This is a genomic window from Lysinibacillus sp. OL1 (assembly GCF_004332175.1).
Lineage (GTDB): Bacteria > Bacillota > Bacilli > Bacillales_A > Planococcaceae > Lysinibacillus > Lysinibacillus capsici.
Genome location: NZ_SJDS01000014.1, coordinates 1 through 21,894, shown reverse-complemented (window position 1 = coordinate 21,894; position 21,894 = coordinate 1). Strand labels below are relative to the sequence as shown.

The following is a 21,894-nucleotide window of genomic DNA, read 5'->3' as shown; positions in this document are numbered from 1 at the left end:
AACGGTAAAAATCCATTTTTACCGTTTTCTCTTCAGATTTTTGTCATAGACGCATTTCTTTTCATCATCACGATACCAATGCCGATGCAGATAATTGTCAATGCTAGCGTAATGACTAAGCTCCACCAGTAATCTGATATCTCTATTGTTCCTCGAAATTTTGCAATTCCGTAGCTTGCTAGTTTCCACGGTGATATTGTCCAAAAGATTCCTATAATCATATCGATAATTTGCCCAACAAAGATCACTGTAAAGGCACATGTTGTAGCAATAACTGTTTTAAAGCTGGCACTCATCATTAACGTAACAGCTATCACAAATAGCAACCAAATATAGTACGTAGAAAAGCTTACTAACAGTGCACCTATATCCAACGTTCCATATAAAATAGTTGTATAATAGACACTTGCACCAAACCCAGCTAAAATACTAACAAAACAAATGGTGCTCATAACAACAAATTTACTCAAAAAATATGCGCCAAATGAAATAGGCCGAGCATATAGTAATGTTGCCATACCATTAGCACGTTCCTTACTAATAGCTCCTACAAACGAAGCCATCATCACCAATAAGCCAATTGTTTGAAATTGCCCGATAGATGCTTGAATTAAATCCAGTGGCATTAATTCTGGCATCAACATTTCAAAGCCCTCTGGAACATTCCCAACAGCCTTTAAAATATCCATCATATAATAGTTTGTTAGTGGATCACTCATTCCAAGCAAAGCAAACACTAGAGGAATCCATAGAAACTTCCAACTCCGCCATGCTTCTCTAAATTCCTTTTGAAGAAGTACATTGAATCCTAATCCTCTCATGCCTTTTTCGCCACCTTCATGAAAATTTCTTCCAAAGATGCTGTCTGTCGCTCTACCTTTCTAATTGTATAAGGACATTCACTTAACCGTTGAAGCAACATTTTCATCGTCGGCTCTTCATTCACGATCTCAATATACACATTACAACCTATTACATGATTAAATGGATTTGCAAAAAGCTTAGCCTCTTCTTCACTGCCAAATTCAATGACATAATTTTGCTCATCATAACGTTGCCGTACTTCACGTAATGTTCCCTGCTCTACTAGTTTCCCATTTTGCAAAAATAATAGTTGATCTGTCATTTCTTCAGCATCATTTAAAATATGCGTTGAGTATAAAATAGTCGTCTCTTGCTGTAGTCCTTTTAATAAATCAAGTACTTCTCTACGACCAACTGGATCTAATGCTGAAACAGGTTCGTCTAATAGCAGTAATTTAGGCTTATGCACTATTGCTTGGGAAATACCAAGTCGCTGCTTCATTCCACCTGAAAAAGAGGCTATTTTTTTATGTTGTACGTCCCCTAACCCTACAAATTCTAAGGTTTTTTGTGCTTCTAATTTAGCTTTTTTGGCTGCTACACCATTCAACTTTGCAGCCATTTCTGTAAACTCTAACGCAGTTAGCCAAGGATGAAATTGTGGATATTGGGGTAAAAAACCTATATTCGCACGTAAATCATTACCTAGCATCTTTACATTTCCAGCAGTCGGTCTTAAAAGCCCCGTTAACATAGATAAAGTGGTTGTCTTGCCAGCTCCATTTGGACCAATTAAAGCCGTAGAGGTTTTTTCCTCTAAGTTGAAATGAATGGCATCTACAACTTTGTGCTCTGCAAATTGCTTGGTCAAACCTATAACTTGAAGTAAAGTTGTCATGACTGCTTTCTCCCCACTATAAAGTACGCAATTGACCCTAATAGATTAGCAAAAAGAATTATAAACACCCAAAGAATTTTAGGGCCATTTGTTGCATGAATTTTTCGTAAATCAATAAGTGCTACGATCATCAAAATAATTTGAACGATGATGAGCGGTGCTATAACTGCCCATGGAACTTTTGCTAATTCCTCCATCATACAGATCACCTCATTATTTGTTATATACTAACTATAACAAATTTGTTCTAATATGTATAGAACAATCTATCTCTTACATCATAAAAAAAGATGTACCTTAATTAGTACATCTTCTCAATTATTTATAAAGTTTTTGCAGAGCATCTTCCATTTTAGGGCGTATAGTTACCACTGGACGAGCTTTTTTGACAGCTGCCTGTGCTGCTTCTAATGAATCAGCTATTCCCAACTCCATTAATATAGCGGTAGCTGCAACCCCTGCACGTCCACCACCACTTCCACAGTGAACATATATTTTCTGCCCTGTCTCAAAGGCTTTAGCAGCTTCTTGCGCGACTTGTTGGATGGATGATGCTACCTCACTATCTTCATCTGCTATAGGCATATGTTTATAAGAATAAGGAACTGTCTCCTGGTCTTGAGGGGATAGCCCTTGAACACGAACATCTATCACAACATCAATGGATTCTTGTGTAAATGCAGCCTCTGCATCTTTTGCACCGCCAAAGAACAGTTGATCCTTTACTAAAACATCGTAGTCTTTCCCCATATTCTCCACGCCTCACATGTTTATTTTAGTAAATGCTTAATATCCTCATAATATGGTAGAGCCGTCAAAGCACCTGCTTTTGTTGCGGCAAACGCTCCTAATTTGTTGCCAAAGCTTGTACAACGCACTAGTTCTTCTTTTGTTGTAGGTAAACCATTGTAATGGACATCACGTAGGACACCTGCCATAAATGCATCTCCCGCACCTGTTGTATCCACAGGCACTACTTTCTCAGTCGGTACATGTATAACTTCACCATTAAGGACTGCATAAGTCCCGTTTTCTCCTACGGTAATTAAAATAATAGGCACTAAATAGCTATTTAATTGCTCGATACCTTCTTCTAAGCTACTTGTCTCTGTCAGGAAGAATAGCTCATCATCCGTCACCTTTAAAATATCGACATCCTCAAAAAATGATGTAATCGTATCTCGACAAATTTCTTCACTGCTCCAACGTAAAGGACGAATATTTGCATCCATTGCAATAATCGCACCCTTGTCCTTAGCCATTTCTACTGCAGCTCGTGTTGTAGCAAGAGCTGTTGGATGGAACATTGTGCCTGAACACACCGTTAAAGCAGAGGCATGCTTAAAAGCTGCTTCATTTAGCTGTGATGGTTCAACTTGTAAATCAGGTGTTTCATCAACATAATCCTTAAAAATTCGCTCACATGCTTCTGTTAGATGCACATATACACCACTTACTCGTTTTGCTGGATCAAATACGGCATAATCCAGTTTCACACCCTCTTGGGCAAGCCCATCTCGCACAAATTGTGAGCCCTCGTCATCCCCCGTAATTGTAATCAATGCGGAAGGTGCACCAATGCGGCTAATACCCGCTGCAACATTAACCGTTGCGCCACCCATATATTTAGTAAATGATGTGTTTGTTACATCATCAGCAATATAGTCAATAAAAGCATCTCCATAGACTAATATAAAATCCTTCTCTTGCTTTGTCATGATAGTCCTCCTGAAAGTCTAGTCATTATAGATTAACACGAAAATTGTCATTCTATAAAGGTTTTTACTTTTGGCATTTCTTTATGAGAGGATGGATAACTTGAGTCATCCCCTATCTTTGTTATACTTGCCTATAGAAAGGTAGGGATTATCAAAATGAGTATTACAATTCGACAAGCGCAACCACAAGATGCCCATGCCGTTGTGCCTTTAATTATCGACGCCATTGGCGATATTGCTAATCGCTTAACTGGTGAGCAATCAACGGAGGCTGTTATGCAGGAGCTGACTGTTCTTTTTCACCAAGAAGACAATCGACATTCTTATTTAAATACTTTTGTTGCTACTGAAAATGAACAGATTTTGGGGATTCTCGTTTATTATCACGGCGAACAAGCCGTTCACATGGACGCTAACCTTGTTAAATGGCTTGAAGCAAAAAATGCGCCATCCATTGTTATTGACCAAGAAGCCCATGAAGATGAGGCTTACATTGATACAGTTTGTGTTGCACCAGCTGCACGTGGTAAAGGAATCGGAACATTGCTATTACAATTTGCCGAAGAGCTGACAAAGCAACGCGGCTATACAAAATTATCATTAAATGTTGAAACCCAAAAAGAAGAAGCGCGCCGTCTTTATGAACGACTAGGCTTTGTTATTACGGAGCCTTGGTCAATTATTGATGAGCCTTTTCATCATATGGTTAAACAGTTTTAGGAAGTGAATAACTAATATATGAAAAACAATTTGATTTACCCTCTTTTGATTGTTATTGCATCTAGTAGTTACGGGATATTGTCGACTATTGTCAAAGTAGCTATGCAGCATGGCTTTACATCAGCGGAGGCTGTATCAAGCCAGTATATTATTGGCTTTTTACTCGTAATATCCATCTTTATTTTTACTGACAGAAAATTACCAAGACCGTCCAAGAAGGGCTTACTTATTTTAATATGTGCAGGAATTTTTACAGGGACAACAGGTATCGTATACGGAGAATCTTTAAAGTATCTTCCTGCTTCTCTTGCAGTAGTCATGCTATTCCAATTTACATGGATTGGTCTACTGATTGATTGTGCCCTCCATAAAAGATTACCAAGTAGACCTGAAGTAATTTCGATCGTGATCTTATTTATCGGAACGATTCTAGCTGCAGGTGTATTAAATGTAGATTTAAGTGACATTCCTATTCAAGGATGGCTATTCGGTTTTACAGCAGCCGTTACTTTTGCATGTTTCATTCAATTTAATTCTCGACCTGTCGAGGGCGTGACTACCACATCAAGGGTATTAATCGTTTCCTCTGTGGCGCTTATTATGATCAGTATTTTCCTAAGTCCTGAGGTTATTTGGAACGGTAAACTATTCATGCAAGGCCTGTGGAAATACGGACTAGCACTAGGTCTTTTCGGTATCATTTTACCAATTTATCTATTTTCAATTGCTATCCCTAAAATCGGTGGTGCGCTTGCTTCTATTTTAAGCGCCATTGAATTACCAGTGGCTGTTACTGTTTCTGTTATTGTTTTGCATGAACCTTTAACTACTGTACAAATTATCGGGATTGTACTGGTGATTGCTGGCATGATGCTGCCAACCATTGTTGCACAACGTCAACAAAAGGATAGCTTATTAGAAGCACATTCATAAAACGACAAAAAACTCCCTAAAAATGGAACGATTCCTTTTTAAGGAGTTTTTTTGAACTTTAATGAAATGCCATTGCTTACCATTATGCACTTCGCTATGATGAATGCAAATGTAATTTTTTAATAATTCTAACATTAATGTTCCCCTTCAGTATTATACTGCAATATGCAAGTAACTTACTTTAAGAAAGGGGAAGTTGATGAAAAAAGCCTATGTTCTTGGTTTTTTCCTTATGTTAATGCTTTTCGTTTTAGCTGCTTGTAATGGCAAAGATCAGCAAAATTCTACAAATGATGCAGCAAGTAATGACGAGGCATCGGATGGTAAAAAAACAGAAGTAGCAGCAACGTCGCCTTCAGGCAAGCTAGTAATTTACACTGGACGTGACGAAGAAATGGTGCAAAATGTGATCGATCAGTTTAATGAAAAATATCCAGACATTGAAGTAGAATTTCTAACGATGGGTGCTCAACAAATTTTAGAACGTCTTCGTGGAGAGAAAGCCAATCCTCAAGCAGATTTTTGGTGGGGCGGAACGCAATCAGCGCTCATTGTTGGCGCCAATGAAGACTTACTACATGCTTGGCAGCCGAGCTTTATTGACGCTATTGATACCACACACAAAGATGTAGATGGACGATGGTTCGGCGAGATGCTGTTACCAGAAGTAATTATGATTAATAGTGATTTACTAACAAAAGAAACTGGTCCACAGGACTGGGATGACTTATTAGATCCTAAATGGAAGGATCAAATTTTAATCAGAGGTGTACTTGCGTCAGGCACAATGCGTACGATTTATTCTTCCATGATCGTACGACAAGGTGCAGATTCACCTGATAAAGGCTATGAATGGTTACTACAATTAGATGCCAACACAAAGGAGTACACACAAGACCCTAATGCCTTGTATTTAAAGCTAACACGTCAAGAAGGCAGTGTCTCCCTATGGAATCTACAAGATATTTTGTTAAAAAAATATACGACAGATTATCCTTTTGATTATATTTATCCTAAAAGTGGAGCACCTATTTTAGTAGACGGTGTAGCAGTTGTAAACAATGCGAAAAACCTAGAAAATGCAAAACTATTTGTAGAGTTTTTATTTGAAAAAGAGATGGTAACACAATTAGCTAATGATTACTATCAAATTCCTACACGTTCTGATATCGACAAAGCCTCCATGCCAGAATGGTATCAGGAATTAGATTTAAAAACATTTGATATTGATTGGCAGCTAATGTCTGACAAAGAAGCAGAATGGATGGAATACTGGGATAACAATATTAAAGGGCGCGGTAAATAGTAGAACGGGTAAAAATTCGGCTTATACAGCGAATTTTTACCTTCCTGTATTATCTAGATTCTTTGTTAGAGAGGAGTTAATGATTGAGAAGTGTCAGAATCGAAAACGTCTCGAAACAATTTGGTCAAGTGTATGGTGTGAAAGACTTAAACCTTGAAATAAAAGCTGGTGAATTTTTTACTTTTCTCGGTCCTAGCGGCTGTGGCAAAACAACCACTTTAAGAATGCTTGCAGGCTTTTATTATCCTACTAAAGGCAAAATTCTTTTTGATGATCGAGATGTCACTCGACTTCAGCCCAATAAGCGCAATATCGGCATGGTATTTCAAAATTATGCCCTTTTTCCCCATATGACGGTTGATGAGAATATTGCATTTGGTTTACAAGTTCGAAAATTTTCAAAAGCTGAGATTCAGCACAAGGTTGATCGAATTAGAGGTCAAGTGCATCTTGCTGCTTACGGCAACAGAAAAATAAATGAGCTATCTGGTGGGCAGCAGCAGCGTGTTGCTTTAGCTAGAGCACTCGTGATAGAGCCAGATATTTTATTGCTTGATGAACCTCTCTCCAATCTAGATGCAAAATTGCGTGAGGAAACACGTATTGAAATCAAACGAATCCAATCTGAGCTTGGAGTCACAACGATATACGTTACTCACGATCAAATGGAGGCCATGTCTATGTCGGATCGAATTATGGTCATGGAAAATGGCTATATCAAACAAATTGGGACTCCTCAGGAAATTTATCATCAACCCAAGGATCGTTTTGTGGCAAATTTTATTGGGGAAACTAATTTAATTGAATGCTCAATCCAAGCTATTGATGGGGAAAATGTACAAGTACGAACAGTGAATGGACATAATTTAACTGGGCGAAAGCAACAAAGCTCTCCCTCCTTAACGCATATGATTGGAGACAAAGTATTTATTTCTATTCGTCCAGAATCGATTCAACTTGGTACTGGTGAAAACACATTAACAGGAAAAATTACATTTGTTGAATTCACAGGTATTAGCGTTAATTACATTGTAGATTTTACTGCGTTCTCACTTAAAGTAATGCTTATTAATTCTTATGACCAAATCAAAAAGATCGGTGAAGATATTACAATCCATATGGCACAAGATTCACTATACTTTTTAGGGGAATAGGAGGAAGCCAATATGGGGAAACAGTCTGAAAGTACGTGGACGCGAATTTTTCATGCTAATTGGTTTGTCTATGTTTTAATATCGCCATTATTTTTAGTGTTATTCGCCTATGTGGTTTATCCCTTCTATCAAACTTTCATCCAAAGCTTTGCTGGCGATGAAGCATTCTTTCACTATAAGAAATTTTTTGATATAGCTAGTCCAGCAAATTTAGAGGCCTTGTGGACCAGTATTTATATTTCATTTATCAGTGTTATTTGCTGTGCACTTGTTGGGGTAACAATGGCCTTTTTACTAGAACGCTATAATTTCCCTGGGAGACGGATATTGTCTGTTTTAGTTTTGGTTCCAATGGCACTTCCTCCTCTAGTAGGTGTTTTGTCCTTTTCATTTTTATATGGTGATAGCGGGATTTTTCCACGAATTTTTCAGCATCTATTTGGGTTGGATCACGTTCCTTTTGCCTTGAAGGGAATATGGGGCGTCATCGTTGTTCATACATTCACAATGTATACGTACTTCTATTTGACTGCCTCTGCTGCTATTAAGGGGCTTGATCCTGCTCTTGAAGAGGCAGCTACTAGTCTGGGTGCAGGGCGTATTCGCGTATGGACAAAGGTTATTTTACCAATGCTCACACCTTCTATTGTTGCCTCATCCTTATTGGTGTTTATGATTTCTATGGCTTCTTATACTGCACCTTTGATGTTTGGTGTAGAGCGTACTATGACGATGCAAATTTATTTATCACGTACAAATGGGAATCTTGAGATGGCTGCAACACAGTCGATGATATTATCTTTTGTATCTATCACTTTTTTAATCATTATGCGCTGGTATCAAAATCGCAGAAATTATCAAAATCTAAGTAAGGGAATTAGTGTTCATCGTTCAGAGGTATCCTCAAAAAAAGTAAAAATTATCGCAACAATTGCTTCTTTTGTTGGCACATTAATATTGATACTGCCTATTTTAGTGTTGATATTGATCTCTTTCTCTGTGGATGGAGCGTGGAAAACGCAAATTCTCCCAACCGACTATACAATCGATCATTATATTGCCCTTTTTACTGATGAACGCACATGGCGACCTATTTGGAACTCCATTCAAATGGGTGTTATTGCAACACTGGGCAATATCATCTTTGGTGTCGCGGCTGCTTATGCTATGGTGCGCTTAAATTTTAAAGGGAAAACCATGCTCGACATTTTGATAATGGTACCTTGGGCTTTGCCAGGAACAGTTGTTGCTGTTAATTTAATTGCTGCCTTTAGTACAGAAAGTATCTTTAGTTTTAATCAAGTATTGATCGGGACATTTTGGATTTTGCCATTAGCCTACTTTATTCGACATTTACCACTTGTTTTTCGATCAACATCCGCCTCTCTTGTACAGCTAGATCAATCAATTGAAGAGGCATCACGTGGCTTAGGGGCCAACTGGTGGTATACATTTAGACGTATTGTCGTGCCTTTAACATTCACCGGGATTTTAGCAGGGACACTCTTAGCCCTCGTGCAAAGCTTTGGTGAATTTGTTGCATCCATTCTAATTTACAGTACATCCACTATTCCATTGTCTGTAGCGATATTCCAAAAATTATATGCATTTAAATTTGGGACCGCCTGTGCTTATGGTGTCTTACAAATTTGTTTAATTTTAGTTGTCCTTATTATTTCTGAAAAACTATCAAAAGGCAGTGCTGGTACAGCCATCTAGCTGCCAATCTATTAGGGGGCCATGACAATGTTTGAAGATTTTCGCAATAAAACACAGCTGGAAGATGGGATGATATTCCCTTCTAACATCTATCGAAAAATTGTTTTACAGCCAGCTTATGATGAAGCAAAGAAAAATTTTTTAACAATTATGCTACAAATCAATATTGCTCATTTAAAAATGTTAGAAGAACAAGGACTTGTAAAAAAAGATGAAGCAAAGCAAATTGGGATAGCTCTAAAAAAAATTGACTTAAACTATTATCGTATAGAGGATTACAGTCCCCAATATGAGGATTTATTTTTCCGCATTGAAAATAAATTAATAGAGCTTGCTGGTGATATTGCTGGAAATCTTCACATTGGCAGAAGCCGAAATGATATGGGTATCGCCATCTATCGAATGACATTAAGAAAAAAATTATTATTATTAATGCGCGAGTTACTAACATTACGTGATGATTTAATCGCTGCTGCAGAGGAACATGTCGATACCATTATGATTGGCTACACACATACACAGCAGGCCCAGCCTACAACCTTCGCCCATTATTTAAAGGCCGTCATCGACCAGCTAGAGCGTGATTTTGAACGAATGCAGCATGTCTATAAAACGGTCAATCGTAGCAGTATGGGAGCCGCTGCCTTAACAACGACAGGCTTTAATATTAGTAGAGAACGTATGCGTGATCTACTAGCCTTTGATGATATTATCGAAAATGCATGGGATGCGGTTGCAGGGGCAGATTATATAGCTGAGGCTGCAAGTATTATACAGCTCGCTGCACTCAACCTTGGCCGTACTTCTCAAGATTTTTTATTATGGGCTACTCAGGAGTTTAATGCGTTTACACTCGCAAGTCCATATGTGCAAATAAGCTCTATTATGCCTCAAAAGCGTAATCCTGTTTCTATAGAACATACACGCTCATTACTATCTGCGGTTGTAGGAGATGCAAGTACAGTATTACAGATGGTACATAATACACCTTTTGGAGATATCGTAGACACTGAGGATGATATGCAGCCTTATTTATGGCGTGCCATTGACCGCTTAATTGGTATTTACAAGTTGTTTGGTTCGCTTGTTGTTACAATGGATGTCAATAAGAAGAAGTTAAAAAATCGCGCTGAAAATAGCTTTGCGAATGTCACTGAGCTAGCTGATACATTAGTCCGTTCAGAGGGAATTTCCTTCCGGCAAGCACATAGTATTGTTAGTAAATGTATTAAGGTTCTACTTGCTCATGGAGAGGAATCATTAGCTAGTCTTACATGGGGACTTGCAAATACACAATCGAAATTGATCACGGGCAAGGAATTAACTATTTCAGAAGAGGATTTCTATAAGACATTAAAACCAGAATCTTTTGTTGGTGTACGAACATTACTAGGTGGACCCGCTCCAGCCACTATGAAAGCTGCTCTTGAACGCTCCAAACTGAATGCCCACGATTTTTATGAATGGATTCGCTTAAAGGAAAATTCCATTATTGAAGCAGAAAAAGAGCTAACAGCCTTTCTAGAGGAATGGAATCAATGAAGCAATGGTTATTAATTATTGATGGTGGGGCGACAAAAACAGCATGTGCAGTTGTTCATGCTGAATCTGGTGACATTGAATATTCTATATCCGCTAAAGGCTCTAATTATCAAGCCATTGGTGTTGAATCAGCTACAGCAATTTTACAAGAGCTTTTAGCAAATGTTGAAACATTTTTGCAAAAGTATCCTAATTCTCAAATTGCTGTAGCTACCTTTGCTCTAGCGGGTATTGATTCTCCGAAGGATCATGCAGCTGTCGTAGCTATTGTTCAAAATGCTCTTAAGTTCACACAGCTACAAATAGACACAATGATTATTGAAAATGATGCGGAGGCTACACTATTAGGTGTGACTGCTGGACAGGCAGGTGCACTACTCATCGCTGGAACAGGAGCTATTGCCTATGCCTTTGATGGGCGGCGGATTGTACGTGCAGGAGGTTGGGGACATCGGGCTGGCGATGAGGGAAGTGGATATTGGCTAGGGCAGGAAGTCGTAAGAGCTATATTTAAAATGGAGGATGGTCGCGGGAAACCAACACTCTTAAAGGAAGCTGTCTATCAATCTTTAGGTATACAAGATGTTACAGAGCTCGCTGAATGGCTCTTCCGCCCTTCCTATACAAATGCACAATTGGCCAAGATGGGTTCCTTTGTGGCAAAGGCAGTCGAGCAAGAAGACGCATGCGCCATCCAAATATCTCAGCAAGCAGCCCATGAACTAGCTATTCTGGCGAATGCTGTATTGAAAAAAATTAACTATCAGAATTCACCATTTACTCTATATTGTAATGGTGGAGCCATTAAACATAATCCACTCATTTTAAAGAATTTCACAGATGAAATAACCTGCATGTATCCTCAAGTGGACATTACCCTTTGTCAGCATCAGCCTATTACTTATTTAATTGAACGAACTAAAAGGGCATATGACTGTTTATAAGTCATTGCCCTTTTCTTTTTAAAGTGCCAGTCTCTTCAATTCATTCGTCGTAAAATAGAGATACCCATCCTTTATAAATAAATCCTTCGAATCCTCCCTATTTAGTACCTCTTCTCCACTACCATCCGGACGAATCTTTGTTAAATACGCCCCTCGGGAATAATTACTAAAGTAGAGCCAACCATCCGAATAAACAATATATTGTGCACGAGAATTTGTGACACGCTTCGTTTTACCAGTTTTCATATCTAGTACATATAGCTTATTATCATCTGCAATATTACTATAAAACAATTGGTCTCCAACCTGTGCTGGGAAGTCTATATCATGATAATAACTATATAGTGTGCTTGTTGCTTTTGGATAGTCTTCAGCAATCCACGTGTGATCCTTCGCCATTGTACGGTCATCTACTAAAAAGTATTGATAGCGTATTGCGCCCTTACGATCTGGTACTGGATCATTCCATGTTGTATCAAGATGATACCACTGTCCATCCAACTTGACTAGGTTCCACGCATGTCCCTCTTGACCTACATAGCCCACGATATATTTTGTTTCAATACCCAATTTTTGAAGCATAGAGTGAGCAAGTAAAGCATAGCCCTGACATACTCCCCCGTGCTCGGCAAGAACCGTATAAGCGCTGTGTGGGCTAGAATTCGTTTGTTCTGTATAGGAAGTATTGGCCACAATATAGTCATTGACAGCTCGTACCTTTTCTACATCCGTCATAGATTTTTTACTAATCTTAGCGATAATTTCTTGAACATTCATCTCTACATATGCCGCCTGCTCTGGCGTCATTAAATAGCTCTGTTCTCCAAAAATAGTCGCTTTATTTCGCCCATATTCATATCGAATTGAATGTTTACTTACATGGCCGTAAACATAGTCATCGCGTTTGATAGCATTGTTATAGGCCTCTTCTACAATTTGTTCAATTCGCTGTGTATTCCCTTTATATTGAATTTCAAACTTTGGTGAAAAGCTATTATAATACGCATACATCGCATCAGCTAGCTCCTTGGCATTTGTCACCACTAACTTTGTTTCAGGTTTCTGTATAGGTGGAGCTGTAGGGGCTACCTCCGCTTCATGTACATCTTCTATAGGTAGGGCTGTTTCAATTGAGGCATTATCTGAAAGTCTTGCAGTAACATCTACGATCTTGTCCTTTGTTGACAGTAGCATAGTTTCTATTTCATCATTATTTGTCCAATCGACCACCTGCTGAACAACAGCCTTACCAGCCGTATAAATAGGATCAATAAAAATAATAATAATGGCAATTATAGCCAATTTCTTCCACAAACTCCTCACCTCCAACCGTCTTCCTTACATTATATACAAAAAAAGCACAAAGAACTCACTTAAGGGCCCATTTGTGCTTGTTAATATTTGTTTGTTGATTTCAGAAAGTTTTTAGTCACTCTACTTTATATTGTTGTTACGAAATTCATATCTTTTATCTACTTTTCACCACTAAATTAACTGCTTCCTGAATGGCTTCGTTCATTTTTTCGCCATCCCCTTCAGCATTCTGTACACATTCCAATAGGTTTGTGCTAACAATAACCCCAACTGTACGGTCTACAGCAGAGCGTACTGCTGATAATTGTGTAATGACTGCCTTACAGTCTTTTTCCTCCTCCATCATTTTCAAAATGCCACGTAGCTGTCCTTCCATCCGTTTCACACGATTTTTCACTTGATCTGAATATTCCATATACATTGCTCCTTCTCTTATACTCGCTACGCTCTAATGAGTGATCGTTATTCTTTATCCTAGCTCATTATTTTAAATTTAAACCTAGCCGTTACTATTCCTTGGCTTTAAATAATTTATGAGCATTCTCGTAATAATCGTACCAGCGTTTGTTATTTCATCGTACTGAATTATTGAATTCTTCTTTATACGTAATTGCCCAATTTCTACCTCGAAAACTGGACATTTTCTTTTAAGTGCAGCAATTAACATGTTTGTATCATAATCATAGCGTTCACCTTTTACTTTCATTAACCAAGGCAACTCATTGATGGAAATATAACGTAAACCTGTTTGTGTATCCATTAATTTCTTATGATACAGTATCTCGAAAAATAAGCTTGTTGCACGATTTCCCCAGTAAGAAAGAAATGTACTATCAGTTGAACGAAAGTTACGTACACCAAGCACAATCCCTTCAGAAAACACCTTTGTCATTGTTAAAACAAGCTTCACATCTTGTAAAGTATGTTGCCCATGGGCCCCCACTGTAAGGACACCATGGCACCTTGCTTGTTGTTCTCGTATATATGCAAAGGCGGTCTTAAGTGCGCTACCCTTACCAATATTGCAATCATGCTGGAGTACTTGGCAGCGTTCAATTTTATCTAGGTTTTCAAAAATATCTTTATATTTTTGATCACTCCCATCATTGACAATGATGATTTGAGTAATAGTCGTTGCTAATAATTGATGTACATAGGTAATGAGTGATTGTTGTGGATTATATGCTGGTATAATAGCTGCAATATTTTTCATTTCGATCCCCCACCTAAAGGCTGACAGGTTCTCCGTAGCTACGAATCTCCCTTATATCAAATAGTATCATGTAACAGCAACAATTCAACTGATGAATCCCATTAAAACATATCAATAATATCGATTTTTCTCCGATATATGAACAAAGAGATGAAGAGGCGCTTTGTAAAAAGGTTTAATAGGAAAATGCTTGCAATGACGCCGAGGTAATTAACTGAAAGAGGTGAGTACTTTCGTCATGCATTATGAAAATCTTGAAGAACAATGTCAAAAATTAAGACAGCTGTCCTTCACAATATTAGCTAAAAATTTACAGGATGCTAGTTTGCTCGCCATTTCAACCCCAGCAGAATCCTTACAGAAGTCACTTTTTGTATTAGAGGAAATTTTATATGAGATTTATCGATTGGAAATGCATACCGAACCTAAATTCAAAAATGTCCGAATGCTATTAAATAATCGAAGTTTTGTAGGGCAAATTCATCCTCGTCGGATTTATTTATTGATGAATCTAATTCATAAAATGACAAGCCATACTAGTAATGACATTGTAGAAGCCAAAGCAGCTAAAATTGTTTTAGATTATCTTAGCGATATTGTTGAATGGTTTATGAAGCGCTATGATCGTAGCTTCAAATCCAACCGCCTGCCTTCTCATATCACAGAACTTCCTTCAATATTTGATGAAAATATACTTCAGCATGAGCAGTCTCAAGAGGCTTACGAACATGCTGTCAAATGGTTTGAAGTAGCTGCCCAGAACGGAGATGCAAGCGCTCAATATAACTTAGGTGCTCTTTACAATCATGGTCGAGGGGTAAAAAGGGACTATAGGCTTGCAAAAATGTGGTATGAACGAGCTGCCGCACAAAATGACGCAAATGCTCACTATAGCCTCGGTGTACTTTATCATCTAGGCCAAGGTGTTATACAGGATTATCTAGAGGCTGCACGTCATTACCAAATAGCGGCTGATTTAGAGAATGCTGACGCCCAATACAATTTAGGTGTACTCTATAATCAAGGCTTAGGCCTATCTCAAAATTTTAACGAAGCTGCCAAGTGGTATACCTTAGCTGCCAATCAAGGTAATACTAGTGCCCAAAACAATCTAGGCTTTCTTTATCATAATGGCACGGGTTTGGAGCAAAGCTATGATAAGGCCGTCGCTTATTTCAAAATGGCTGCCCTAACTGGAGATGCAAGTGCTCAATACAATCTCGGCTATATGCATCTTAAAGGGCGTGGTATTCCCCAAAACCAAGAAGAAGCGGCAAAATGGTTTCATATGGCTGCTTTACAGGACCATGTGAATGCAGAGTTTCAACTGGCCATGCTCTATAATACTGGGCAAGGAATGATGAAAGATCATATAGAAGCTCTAAAATGGTTTAAGCTAGCGGCACATAAAGGACATTTAAATGCTCAATACTGTCTTGGCCTGCTGTATGAAAAAGAGCAGAATCTTGTGTCAGCAGAAAAGTGGCTACTACTAGCTGCTGACAATGGCCATATCAGCGCTGGCTTCGAGCTAGGACGTCTATATGTATATCAGCTTCAAGACCCAGCCAAAGCAATGTCATATTTTAGGACAGCGGCTGAAAAAGGCTATGCAGATGCACAGTATGAGCTTGGCCTATTACTGACATCTGGCACTGCTGTTCCTATAAATTATAAGGAGGCCGTGAAATGGTGGCGAGCAGCAACCGATCAATCACATATTCAAGCAGAATATCAATTAGGCCTACTATATGAACAGGGATTAGGGGTAGCCTTGAATCTTGAGGAGGCCCGCAGATGTTATCGCCTTGCAGCCATTCAAGGACATGCAGGTGCGCAGTATCAACTGGGCAATTTATTTGATAAAGGTAAAGGGGTAGAACAGGATTACACAGAGGCAGCTAAATGGATTGAACAGGCTGCGTCACAAGGACATATGAAGGCACAATACCAATTAGCCCAAATGCACATTCATGGACAGGGCGTACCAAAGGACTTTGCAAAGGCTGCCCAGCTTTATCGACTATCTGCTAATCAAGGGCATCAAAAAGCTCAATTCCAGCTTGGTATGCTCTACAAAAAAGGGCATGGTGTTGCACAAGACTATCAAGAGGCGACAAGATGGCTGAAAAAGTCACTTGAAGAAATTAAATAAATATTTTAAAACCTACCGCATCACATAAGACACGGTAGGTTTTATTAATGACTGCTAGTATCCTTTTGTTGTTGAATCATAAATGTTACAACAATAAATAAAGCAAAGCTAATTAATAGCGTAGTTCCTCCTACAATAAAGAAGACTAATGTAAAAGTGCTACCAAAATTAAATGGATTTATATTGTAAAACCACATGCCTAACGTTAAGCCCAGAACACCTACAATAGCTGTCCAACCATGAATGGTTACTAATTTTTGTGATTTCACTTTGAAGGCTCGATAAAAAATACCCCAGGCAAACATACTAAGCCAGCCAACAAGTAAAATATGTGCATGTATCGGTCTATATTCATAGCTACCTGATCCCGACATATGTGAACCTAAATACGTGCCGATTAAAGCAAAAATTGCCGCTAATCGAATAAGGCGTATGCTCCACTTTTGTTCCATACGATAACCCCCTAGTTATGTTTCAACTAAGTAGCAGTTTATCGTGTGAACATGAACTTTATATGAACTCCTTATGACAAAATTGGTAGATGGATATAAACCTTTGTGCCTGCATGCACCGTACTTTGCATCTGTATGGTCCCTCCATGTAGCTCAACAATTTGTTTGACAATCGCTAATCCTAGTCCTGTCCCTTGCTTGGTTCTAGACGCATCAGCGCGATAAAAACGGTCATATACTTTTGCTAATTGATCCTCAGTCATTCCTATCCCACTGTCCTCAACAAGAATTTCAAGTGAAGTAGATCTTTTTTGTAAACGTAGATGTATTTGTCCACCCTCTACATTGTATTTAATGGCATTTGTCAGTAAATTATCCCATACATTTTGTAAAAGCCCTGCATCGCCATCAAAAATAATTTGCTCAAGCTTATACGATATTTGAAGCTGTGACTCTTCCATTTGCCAACGATACTTTCGTACGGTTTCCTTGAGCTGTTCATCTAAACGATAAGACTCACGTTTTACAATTCTTGTCGATTGGTCAAGGGAGGTTAATAATAATAACTGCTTGGTTAATGTAGATAGGCGTTTTGTTTCTAGCTCAATGATTGCTGCATATTCCTGTCTTTCCTGTTCAGTAAGGGAAGGATTTTTCAGTAAATCTACATACCCTTGAATATTTAATAAAGGCGACTGAAAATCATGTGATACATTACTAATAAATTCCTTCCGTGTACGATCAGTTTCCTGTAATCTCTCGGTCATCCTATTAAAGCTTGATGCTAATTGGCCAATTTCATCTGCACGATCAATATCTAGAACTGTATCAAATTTTTCATGCGCTAGCTGTTGAGTGGCTGCTGTTAATTTCGTAATGGGGCGAATTAATGCTTTAGCAAATAGTAGCATGGCAAGAAGGCTCAGTACTGTCATAACCAACATTAATCCTGCAAGTATTGTATGCACCTCAGAAAACAATAAACGAATATCTGGTCTTATGAACAATGCATAGGACTTGCTTTCATAGGTAAATGGCACACCAATTGTATTATTCAGTTCGTTAGCAAAAAATCCTGTTACAAAGGTTTCTTTAGGAAAATCTCGCATACCATGATAGGTTTCCCCATTTAAAACATGCTCCACAACAGATGTTGACAATGTTTTATCACGATATGGACCGCCAAAAAAATGCCCCTCCTCACCAGTTGTCACATATATTTGATAGCCGATTTCACCCAATGTTGTTAGATAGCTATTTAAATCTTCTGGTTTGTTTGTCTCAATATAATGCACAATATCCTGTGCTATGCTAACGTTTTTCGCATCATTTTTTTCTTTTACAACTTGATGGTAATAGGTATTCGTTGCCAGAAAGCCCATACATAAGCTTCCGAGCATTACTAGCATTGTGGTTACAACAAACTTACTATATAACGTTTTCATGTTGTTTCCTCTAGCTTATAGCCAACACCTCTTACTGTTGTAATTTCAACAGCCGTGTCATATCGGTTTAATCTTTCACGAATCCGCTTCACATGCGTATTTAACGTTTGCTCATCTCCATCATAGTCATAGCCCCATACTTGTTCCATAATATAGCTACGAGTAAACACTTGATGGGGTCGTGATGCTAACAAAGCCAGTAATTCAAATTCCTTTAAAGGTAATATAAGTGTATCTTCCCCTATTACAACCTCAAAGCTTCGTCGGTCAATTACTAGTTTACCTACTTGAATGGTTACTTGATTTTTTTTATCAAATCTCCTCAAAATTGCAGCTATACGAAATAATAATTCCTTTGGTTCAAAGGGCTTTACAACATAATCGTCAGATCCTGCTAAAAAGCCACGTTCTTTATCCTCTAGCTCACCTTTTGCTGTTAATAATAAAACAGGAATATCATAATCTTGAGTTAAATACTCTGTTAGTGTAAAACCATCCATTCCTGGCATCATCACATCGACAACAGCTAAATCAGGCAGATTCCCTTCGAGTAAGGCTAGTGCCTGCTTTGCATTTTCAGCAAGTAGCACCTGGTAGCCTTCCTTTGTAAGATAAATATTGACTAGCTGTAAAATATGAACATCATCATCGACAACAAGGATCTTCATCTGCCCACCTCCAGTTAATAAGAAAAAATCCGATCATATAGAACGAATTTTTTCAGCACAAATTACTATTATTTTATAACGAAAATATAGAAATCAACAGCAATAAGAGAAAAGGTAAACCAATTACAATATAGCCTCTAGGATTGGCAAGGTTCATGGTCCATCCTACCCCGAAGCGTTTCTCCACAAAAACGGATGGGTCTTGTCGATTCATATAAATTAAGCCGCCCTTCCAATAACGATCCTCATCCACGTCCATTACTTGGGAATCTATATTTGCTTCATAGCGTACTTTATGTTTATACTTTTTCACCACATATATCAGTAATGAACCCAGCAAAACAACTAAGAACAAAATAAATACTGGTAATAGCTTATAGCCTACTGTCATAGAAGGATAGATGTTGCTTAATTGTAAAATTGTTAATAAAGCTGTTAATGCAGAACTTATCAGTAGTATTTGCCAACTCATGTATTTTCGTGTTTTTAGCTGATCCTCCAACGATTCCTCTTTGCGATTTACAGCTAATTTAATTGCCGAACGTTTAATGGAGTCGGTAATTCCCCACATCATACATTGCATCATTAGCATTACCAGTGGCAGTGAAATAGCCGTAAAATAGGTCTTGCTTCTCCAGGCATCCGCTTCGCCACTTGGCCCCCAATGTACTGCTATATTATTTGGCATGAGATCGTAATGAAGGTATGTGTAAATGATCAAAAATACGGATATTCCTAATGGTACAGCAAAAAAAGACCAAGGAAGCATTTCATCACGGCTTCTTGCAGTTAAATCCACTGCCCGTACTTGTTTAATATTTGCACCCCACTGCTCTTGTTTTTTCAACTTCGATACCTTTTGATGATTTATCCAATACAACGCCATACTTACTGTAAGCATACTAAACAAACAGCTTAATAAAACAATACTTTGAATAGCTTCAGAAGGAGCAAATTGATTGTAACTTATAATCATGATGATTAGAAATACTATACCTGTGCCCCCTACGAACTGCACATACTGTTTTTTCAACTGAGCTAAGAGGGGATGCTTAATAATTTGATCAGGCACTGTGACTCCAAAAACGATAGTCTCTCTTACAATATAGGGAACGACTATTTGCAAAGCTAATGTCATGATGTAAATGGTTATAAAAACGCCAAGTAGCATTTTGCTACACTCCCTCTGCTGGAATTTGCAAATCGGCAAATACTTTTTTCATCATGTGCTCAATTTGTTCAGCTGTTGCGCCGAGCACCATTCCTTCTGCCACAACAGGTTTCAAATTCTTTTCGATTTGACGTAGTTGCTCAGGTGATAAAGCTCTCTCCTCTGCTGAACTTATAATAGCTCCAGATTTTGGCCGAATGGTAATAATCCCTTTCGCCTCTAATTCATGATAACTCTTATTAACAGTATGCATATTAACACCTAAATCGGCAGCTAAACTCCGCACAGACGGCAAAGTATCACCTGGCTTCATTTCTCCTCTAGCAATTCCTTCGATAATTTGACGTGTTACCTGCTCATAAATAGGTACGTCTGATTGAAATTCTATTTGAATAAACATGTTTATCAGCTCCAGATTTGTTATATAACTAATATAACAAATTTCTCTACACCTTGCATGAGATTCAAATGTTTAAATGGGGGAATTTTTTATGGTTTCAATAAATCTTTGCACAAGTAAATTCTGCTTCTCATTATTCCTTGTACAAATTGCAATTTTATGTTTAATGGCATGTATATCCTTCACATAAACTCTCGCCAATTGCCCACTCTCTACATACTCTCTAACCGCAAGAGGAGAAATAAAATTTGCACCATAGCCCGCCATGACTGAACGAATTGTTTCATGAATGCCATTAAATTGGAGTGCGATATTTGATGGTCTCACTTGGTAGGTTTGACATAATGAGAAAAGATGCTCTTTCATTTTAAAATGCTTTCAAAATTGATATGTTGCGCATCTATAATGACACGACAACCACTATTCGTTTTTCCTGATTTGTTTCTGGAAAGGATAATAGCTTTGATTGCTCCATATACTTAAAAGCTGTTGAGATTGTATTGAATCCTACCTCTAATTTGTTACTCATATGCTCTCGGCTTACTTTAATAATGCCATTGTATGTAAAATCATAAATCAATTTTTCTAGCACCCTATGTACTTTCCCACCAGGATAAATACCTTGTGCTACTAAAGTTTCTTCTAGTTGCTGCAGGCGTTCTTCTTTGAGTTGCCGATCTCCTTTTTGATTGCCGTATGTAATAAATGTTTGGACTGCTTGGTTTGGTGTAGTTTTTAGTTTATTTTTCATGATAGTTGCTCCTTTTTTGAAGCAAAAAAGCATTTTACATCGCTGTAGTAACGATACAAAACGCTTTCGATGACGGAAATTTTTTTAATAAATTTACGCATTTGGCGAATAACCGTTCAATGATCTCGATGCCTTCTTTAGTGTTTTGAGCAAATCGATCCAATTTGGTTACAACAAGCTTGTCACCTTTATTTAATTTAGACAGCAGCTCATTTAATTGTGGCCGGTCTGTTTTCGTTCCTGTGAATTTCTCTTTATAAATAACAGTCGCTCCTTCACTCTCCAACGCTTGAAGCTGAACCTCTAATTCCTGTGATACAGTCGATACCCTTGCATAACCGTAAATCATAGAAAAATACCTCATTTCTGCACTACACTTATAGACCTAAGTTATGACACCTTTTTACACCTTGATATTACTGCATCAACATTCTGGTGTCAAAACTATATTAAGTTTTGGCACTGTATAAATAAAAAAGACCACCTCGTATGAGATGGATACATCATTCTATCTATTCAATTAAAGCACCACGTTTGTTGAACAAGGAATTTTGTTTACCCTTCAACAATTGCAAGATATTTTTTGA

23 protein-coding genes and 1 pseudogene are annotated in these 21,894 nt (G+C 38.1%); 8 read left to right on the top strand and 16 right to left on the bottom strand.

The features are described from left to right. Positions 1-32: 32 nt before the first annotated feature. From EW028_RS20385 to EW028_RS20365, 5 genes are all read right to left on the bottom strand, one after another. The gene (locus EW028_RS20385; RefSeq protein ID WP_131522140.1) at positions 33-821 is read right to left on the bottom strand and encodes an ABC transporter permease; all 789 of its coding nucleotides are present in this window, start codon (positions 819-821) and stop codon (positions 33-35) included. Then, on the bottom strand, positions 818-1,702 hold the full coding sequence (locus tag EW028_RS20380; protein ID WP_131522139.1) for an ABC transporter ATP-binding protein: 885 nt from the start codon (positions 1,700-1,702) through the stop codon (positions 818-820). The genes EW028_RS20385 and EW028_RS20380 overlap by 4 nt, the downstream gene beginning before the upstream one ends. Continuing rightward, a complete protein-coding gene (locus EW028_RS20375; protein ID WP_004233126.1) occupies positions 1,699-1,902 on the bottom strand; it encodes a PLDc N-terminal domain-containing protein in 204 nt (67 codons plus the stop codon). Before EW028_RS20375 ends, EW028_RS20380 begins: the two co-directional genes overlap by 4 nt. A 118-nt stretch (positions 1,903-2,020) precedes the next feature. Continuing rightward, positions 2,021-2,452, bottom strand: a complete 432-nt coding sequence (locus EW028_RS20370; protein ID WP_131522138.1) for a protein-tyrosine phosphatase family protein — start codon at positions 2,450-2,452, stop codon at positions 2,021-2,023. 20 nt (positions 2,453-2,472) lie between these two features. Further along, positions 2,473-3,420 (bottom strand): carbohydrate kinase family protein, encoded by a 948-nt coding sequence (locus tag EW028_RS20365; RefSeq protein ID WP_054548551.1) that lies wholly within the window; start codon positions 3,418-3,420, stop codon positions 2,473-2,475. A 156-nt stretch (positions 3,421-3,576) separates the two neighbouring features. Here EW028_RS20365 and EW028_RS20360 point away from each other — a divergent pair, with 156 nt between their 5' ends. From EW028_RS20360 to EW028_RS20330, 7 genes are all read left to right on the top strand, one after another. Continuing rightward, entirely contained in the window at positions 3,577-4,140 is a 564-nt protein-coding gene (locus tag EW028_RS20360; protein ID WP_131522137.1) for a GNAT family N-acetyltransferase, read from the top strand. A gap of 18 nt (positions 4,141-4,158) precedes the next feature. Next, complete coding sequence (locus tag EW028_RS20355) at positions 4,159-5,073, top strand: EamA family transporter (protein WP_131522136.1); 915 nt, start codon at positions 4,159-4,161, stop codon at positions 5,071-5,073. Between the two features lie 199 nt (positions 5,074-5,272). Continuing rightward, positions 5,273-6,379 (top strand): extracellular solute-binding protein, encoded by a 1,107-nt coding sequence (locus EW028_RS20350; RefSeq protein WP_131522135.1) that lies wholly within the window; start codon positions 5,273-5,275, stop codon positions 6,377-6,379. 83 nt (positions 6,380-6,462) lie between these two features. Then, complete coding sequence (locus EW028_RS20345) at positions 6,463-7,533, top strand: ABC transporter ATP-binding protein (protein ID WP_131522134.1); 1,071 nt, start codon at positions 6,463-6,465, stop codon at positions 7,531-7,533. 12 nt (positions 7,534-7,545) lie between these two features. Continuing rightward, positions 7,546-9,252 carry an ABC transporter permease gene (locus tag EW028_RS20340; RefSeq protein WP_131522133.1) on the top strand — a complete coding sequence of 569 codons (1,707 nt, stop codon included), beginning with the start codon at positions 7,546-7,548 and terminating at the stop codon, positions 9,250-9,252. A 27-nt stretch (positions 9,253-9,279) separates the two neighbouring features. Further along, positions 9,280-10,794, top strand: coding sequence for an argininosuccinate lyase (argH, locus tag EW028_RS20335; protein WP_131522132.1), 1,515 nt, complete (start codon positions 9,280-9,282; stop codon positions 10,792-10,794). Further along, entirely contained in the window at positions 10,791-11,738 is a 948-nt protein-coding gene (locus tag EW028_RS20330; RefSeq protein ID WP_131522131.1) for an N-acetylglucosamine kinase, read from the top strand. Before argH ends, EW028_RS20330 begins: the two co-directional genes overlap by 4 nt. 18 nt (positions 11,739-11,756) lie before the next feature. On the opposite strand, the gene EW028_RS20325 is transcribed toward EW028_RS20330, so the two are convergent. From EW028_RS20325 to EW028_RS20315, 3 genes are all read right to left on the bottom strand, one after another. After that, positions 11,757-13,061 (bottom strand): transglutaminase domain-containing protein, encoded by a 1,305-nt coding sequence (locus EW028_RS20325; RefSeq protein WP_227744988.1) that lies wholly within the window; start codon positions 13,059-13,061, stop codon positions 11,757-11,759. A 145-nt stretch (positions 13,062-13,206) separates the two neighbouring features. Next, positions 13,207-13,467, bottom strand: coding sequence for a metal-sensitive transcriptional regulator (locus EW028_RS20320; protein ID WP_004233098.1), 261 nt, complete (start codon positions 13,465-13,467; stop codon positions 13,207-13,209). Between the two features lie 84 nt (positions 13,468-13,551). Then, positions 13,552-14,265 (bottom strand): glycosyltransferase family 2 protein, encoded by a 714-nt coding sequence (locus tag EW028_RS20315; RefSeq protein WP_131522129.1) that lies wholly within the window; start codon positions 14,263-14,265, stop codon positions 13,552-13,554. A gap of 238 nt (positions 14,266-14,503) precedes the next feature. Between EW028_RS20315 and EW028_RS20310 the strand changes: the two genes are divergently transcribed. Continuing rightward, positions 14,504-16,420: an SEL1-like repeat protein gene (locus tag EW028_RS20310; RefSeq protein ID WP_131522128.1), complete on the top strand. Its 1,917-nt coding sequence runs from the start codon at positions 14,504-14,506 to the stop codon at positions 16,418-16,420. A gap of 44 nt (positions 16,421-16,464) precedes the next feature. On the opposite strand, the gene EW028_RS20305 is transcribed toward EW028_RS20310, so the two are convergent. The 8 genes and pseudogenes from EW028_RS20305 to EW028_RS20270 form a co-directional block, all read right to left on the bottom strand. Continuing rightward, positions 16,465-16,872: a hypothetical protein gene (locus EW028_RS20305; RefSeq protein WP_131522127.1), complete on the bottom strand. Its 408-nt coding sequence runs from the start codon at positions 16,870-16,872 to the stop codon at positions 16,465-16,467. Between the two features lie 71 nt (positions 16,873-16,943). After that, positions 16,944-18,317 carry a HAMP domain-containing sensor histidine kinase gene (locus EW028_RS20300; protein WP_131522126.1) on the bottom strand — a complete coding sequence of 458 codons (1,374 nt, stop codon included), beginning with the start codon at positions 18,315-18,317 and terminating at the stop codon, positions 16,944-16,946. After that, complete coding sequence (locus EW028_RS20295) at positions 18,314-18,985, bottom strand: response regulator transcription factor (protein ID WP_131522125.1); 672 nt, start codon at positions 18,983-18,985, stop codon at positions 18,314-18,316. The genes EW028_RS20300 and EW028_RS20295 overlap by 4 nt, the downstream gene beginning before the upstream one ends. Before the next feature lie 73 nt (positions 18,986-19,058). Further along, entirely contained in the window at positions 19,059-20,156 is a 1,098-nt protein-coding gene (locus tag EW028_RS20290) for a DUF1648 domain-containing protein (protein WP_131522124.1), read from the bottom strand. 4 nt (positions 20,157-20,160) lie between these two features. Continuing rightward, complete coding sequence (locus EW028_RS20285) at positions 20,161-20,556, bottom strand: GntR family transcriptional regulator (RefSeq protein WP_048395924.1); 396 nt, start codon at positions 20,554-20,556, stop codon at positions 20,161-20,163. A gap of 72 nt (positions 20,557-20,628) precedes the next feature. Then, positions 20,629-20,922 (bottom strand): LysR substrate-binding domain-containing protein, encoded by a 294-nt coding sequence (locus EW028_RS20280; protein WP_131522123.1) that lies wholly within the window; start codon positions 20,920-20,922, stop codon positions 20,629-20,631. A 34-nt stretch (positions 20,923-20,956) separates the two neighbouring features. Continuing rightward, positions 20,957-21,307, bottom strand: coding sequence for a hypothetical protein (locus EW028_RS20275; RefSeq protein WP_131522122.1), 351 nt, complete (start codon positions 21,305-21,307; stop codon positions 20,957-20,959). Between the two features lie 88 nt (positions 21,308-21,395). Beyond that, positions 21,396-21,656 (bottom strand): annotated as a pseudogene (locus tag EW028_RS20270) (recombinase family protein); the annotation flags it as partial. Positions 21,657-21,894: the final 238 nt, after the last annotated feature.

What these genes read in the sequence shown, in the direction of transcription:
- EW028_RS20315 (WP_131522129.1), bottom strand. Translation starts at nt 14,265, where the DNA reads ATGAAAAATATTGCAGCTATTATACCAGCATATAATCCACAACAATCA.
- EW028_RS20305 (WP_131522127.1), bottom strand. Translation starts at nt 16,872, where the DNA reads ATGGAACAAAAGTGGAGCATACGCCTTATTCGATTAGCGGCAATTTTT.
- EW028_RS20275 (WP_131522122.1), bottom strand. Translation starts at nt 21,307, where the DNA reads ATGAAAAATAAACTAAAAACTACACCAAACCAAGCAGTCCAAACATTT.
- EW028_RS20375 (WP_004233126.1), bottom strand. Translation starts at nt 1,902, where the DNA reads ATGATGGAGGAATTAGCAAAAGTTCCATGGGCAGTTATAGCACCGCTC.
- EW028_RS20380 (WP_131522139.1), bottom strand. Translation starts at nt 1,702, where the DNA reads ATGACAACTTTACTTCAAGTTATAGGTTTGACCAAGCAATTTGCAGAG.
- EW028_RS20370 (WP_131522138.1), bottom strand. Translation starts at nt 2,452, where the DNA reads ATGGGGAAAGACTACGATGTTTTAGTAAAGGATCAACTGTTCTTTGGC.
- argH (WP_131522132.1), top strand. Translation starts at nt 9,280, where the DNA reads ATGTTTGAAGATTTTCGCAATAAAACACAGCTGGAAGATGGGATGATA.
- EW028_RS20300 (WP_131522126.1), bottom strand. Translation starts at nt 18,317, where the DNA reads ATGAAAACGTTATATAGTAAGTTTGTTGTAACCACAATGCTAGTAATG.
- EW028_RS20340 (WP_131522133.1), top strand. Translation starts at nt 7,546, where the DNA reads ATGGGGAAACAGTCTGAAAGTACGTGGACGCGAATTTTTCATGCTAAT.
- EW028_RS20330 (WP_131522131.1), top strand. Translation starts at nt 10,791, where the DNA reads ATGAAGCAATGGTTATTAATTATTGATGGTGGGGCGACAAAAACAGCA.
- EW028_RS20285 (WP_048395924.1), bottom strand. Translation starts at nt 20,556, where the DNA reads ATGTTTATTCAAATAGAATTTCAATCAGACGTACCTATTTATGAGCAG.
- EW028_RS20385 (WP_131522140.1), bottom strand. Translation starts at nt 821, where the DNA reads ATGAGAGGATTAGGATTCAATGTACTTCTTCAAAAGGAATTTAGAGAA.
- EW028_RS20355 (WP_131522136.1), top strand. Translation starts at nt 4,159, where the DNA reads ATGAAAAACAATTTGATTTACCCTCTTTTGATTGTTATTGCATCTAGT.
- EW028_RS20295 (WP_131522125.1), bottom strand. Translation starts at nt 18,985, where the DNA reads ATGAAGATCCTTGTTGTCGATGATGATGTTCATATTTTACAGCTAGTC.
- EW028_RS20320 (WP_004233098.1), bottom strand. Translation starts at nt 13,467, where the DNA reads ATGGAATATTCAGATCAAGTGAAAAATCGTGTGAAACGGATGGAAGGA.
- EW028_RS20365 (WP_054548551.1), bottom strand. Translation starts at nt 3,420, where the DNA reads ATGACAAAGCAAGAGAAGGATTTTATATTAGTCTATGGAGATGCTTTT.
- EW028_RS20280 (WP_131522123.1), bottom strand. Translation starts at nt 20,922, where the DNA reads ATGAAAGAGCATCTTTTCTCATTATGTCAAACCTACCAAGTGAGACCA.
- EW028_RS20350 (WP_131522135.1), top strand. Translation starts at nt 5,273, where the DNA reads ATGAAAAAAGCCTATGTTCTTGGTTTTTTCCTTATGTTAATGCTTTTC.
- EW028_RS20290 (WP_131522124.1), bottom strand. Translation starts at nt 20,156, where the DNA reads ATGCTACTTGGCGTTTTTATAACCATTTACATCATGACATTAGCTTTG.
- EW028_RS20360 (WP_131522137.1), top strand. Translation starts at nt 3,577, where the DNA reads ATGAGTATTACAATTCGACAAGCGCAACCACAAGATGCCCATGCCGTT.
- EW028_RS20310 (WP_131522128.1), top strand. Translation starts at nt 14,504, where the DNA reads ATGCATTATGAAAATCTTGAAGAACAATGTCAAAAATTAAGACAGCTG.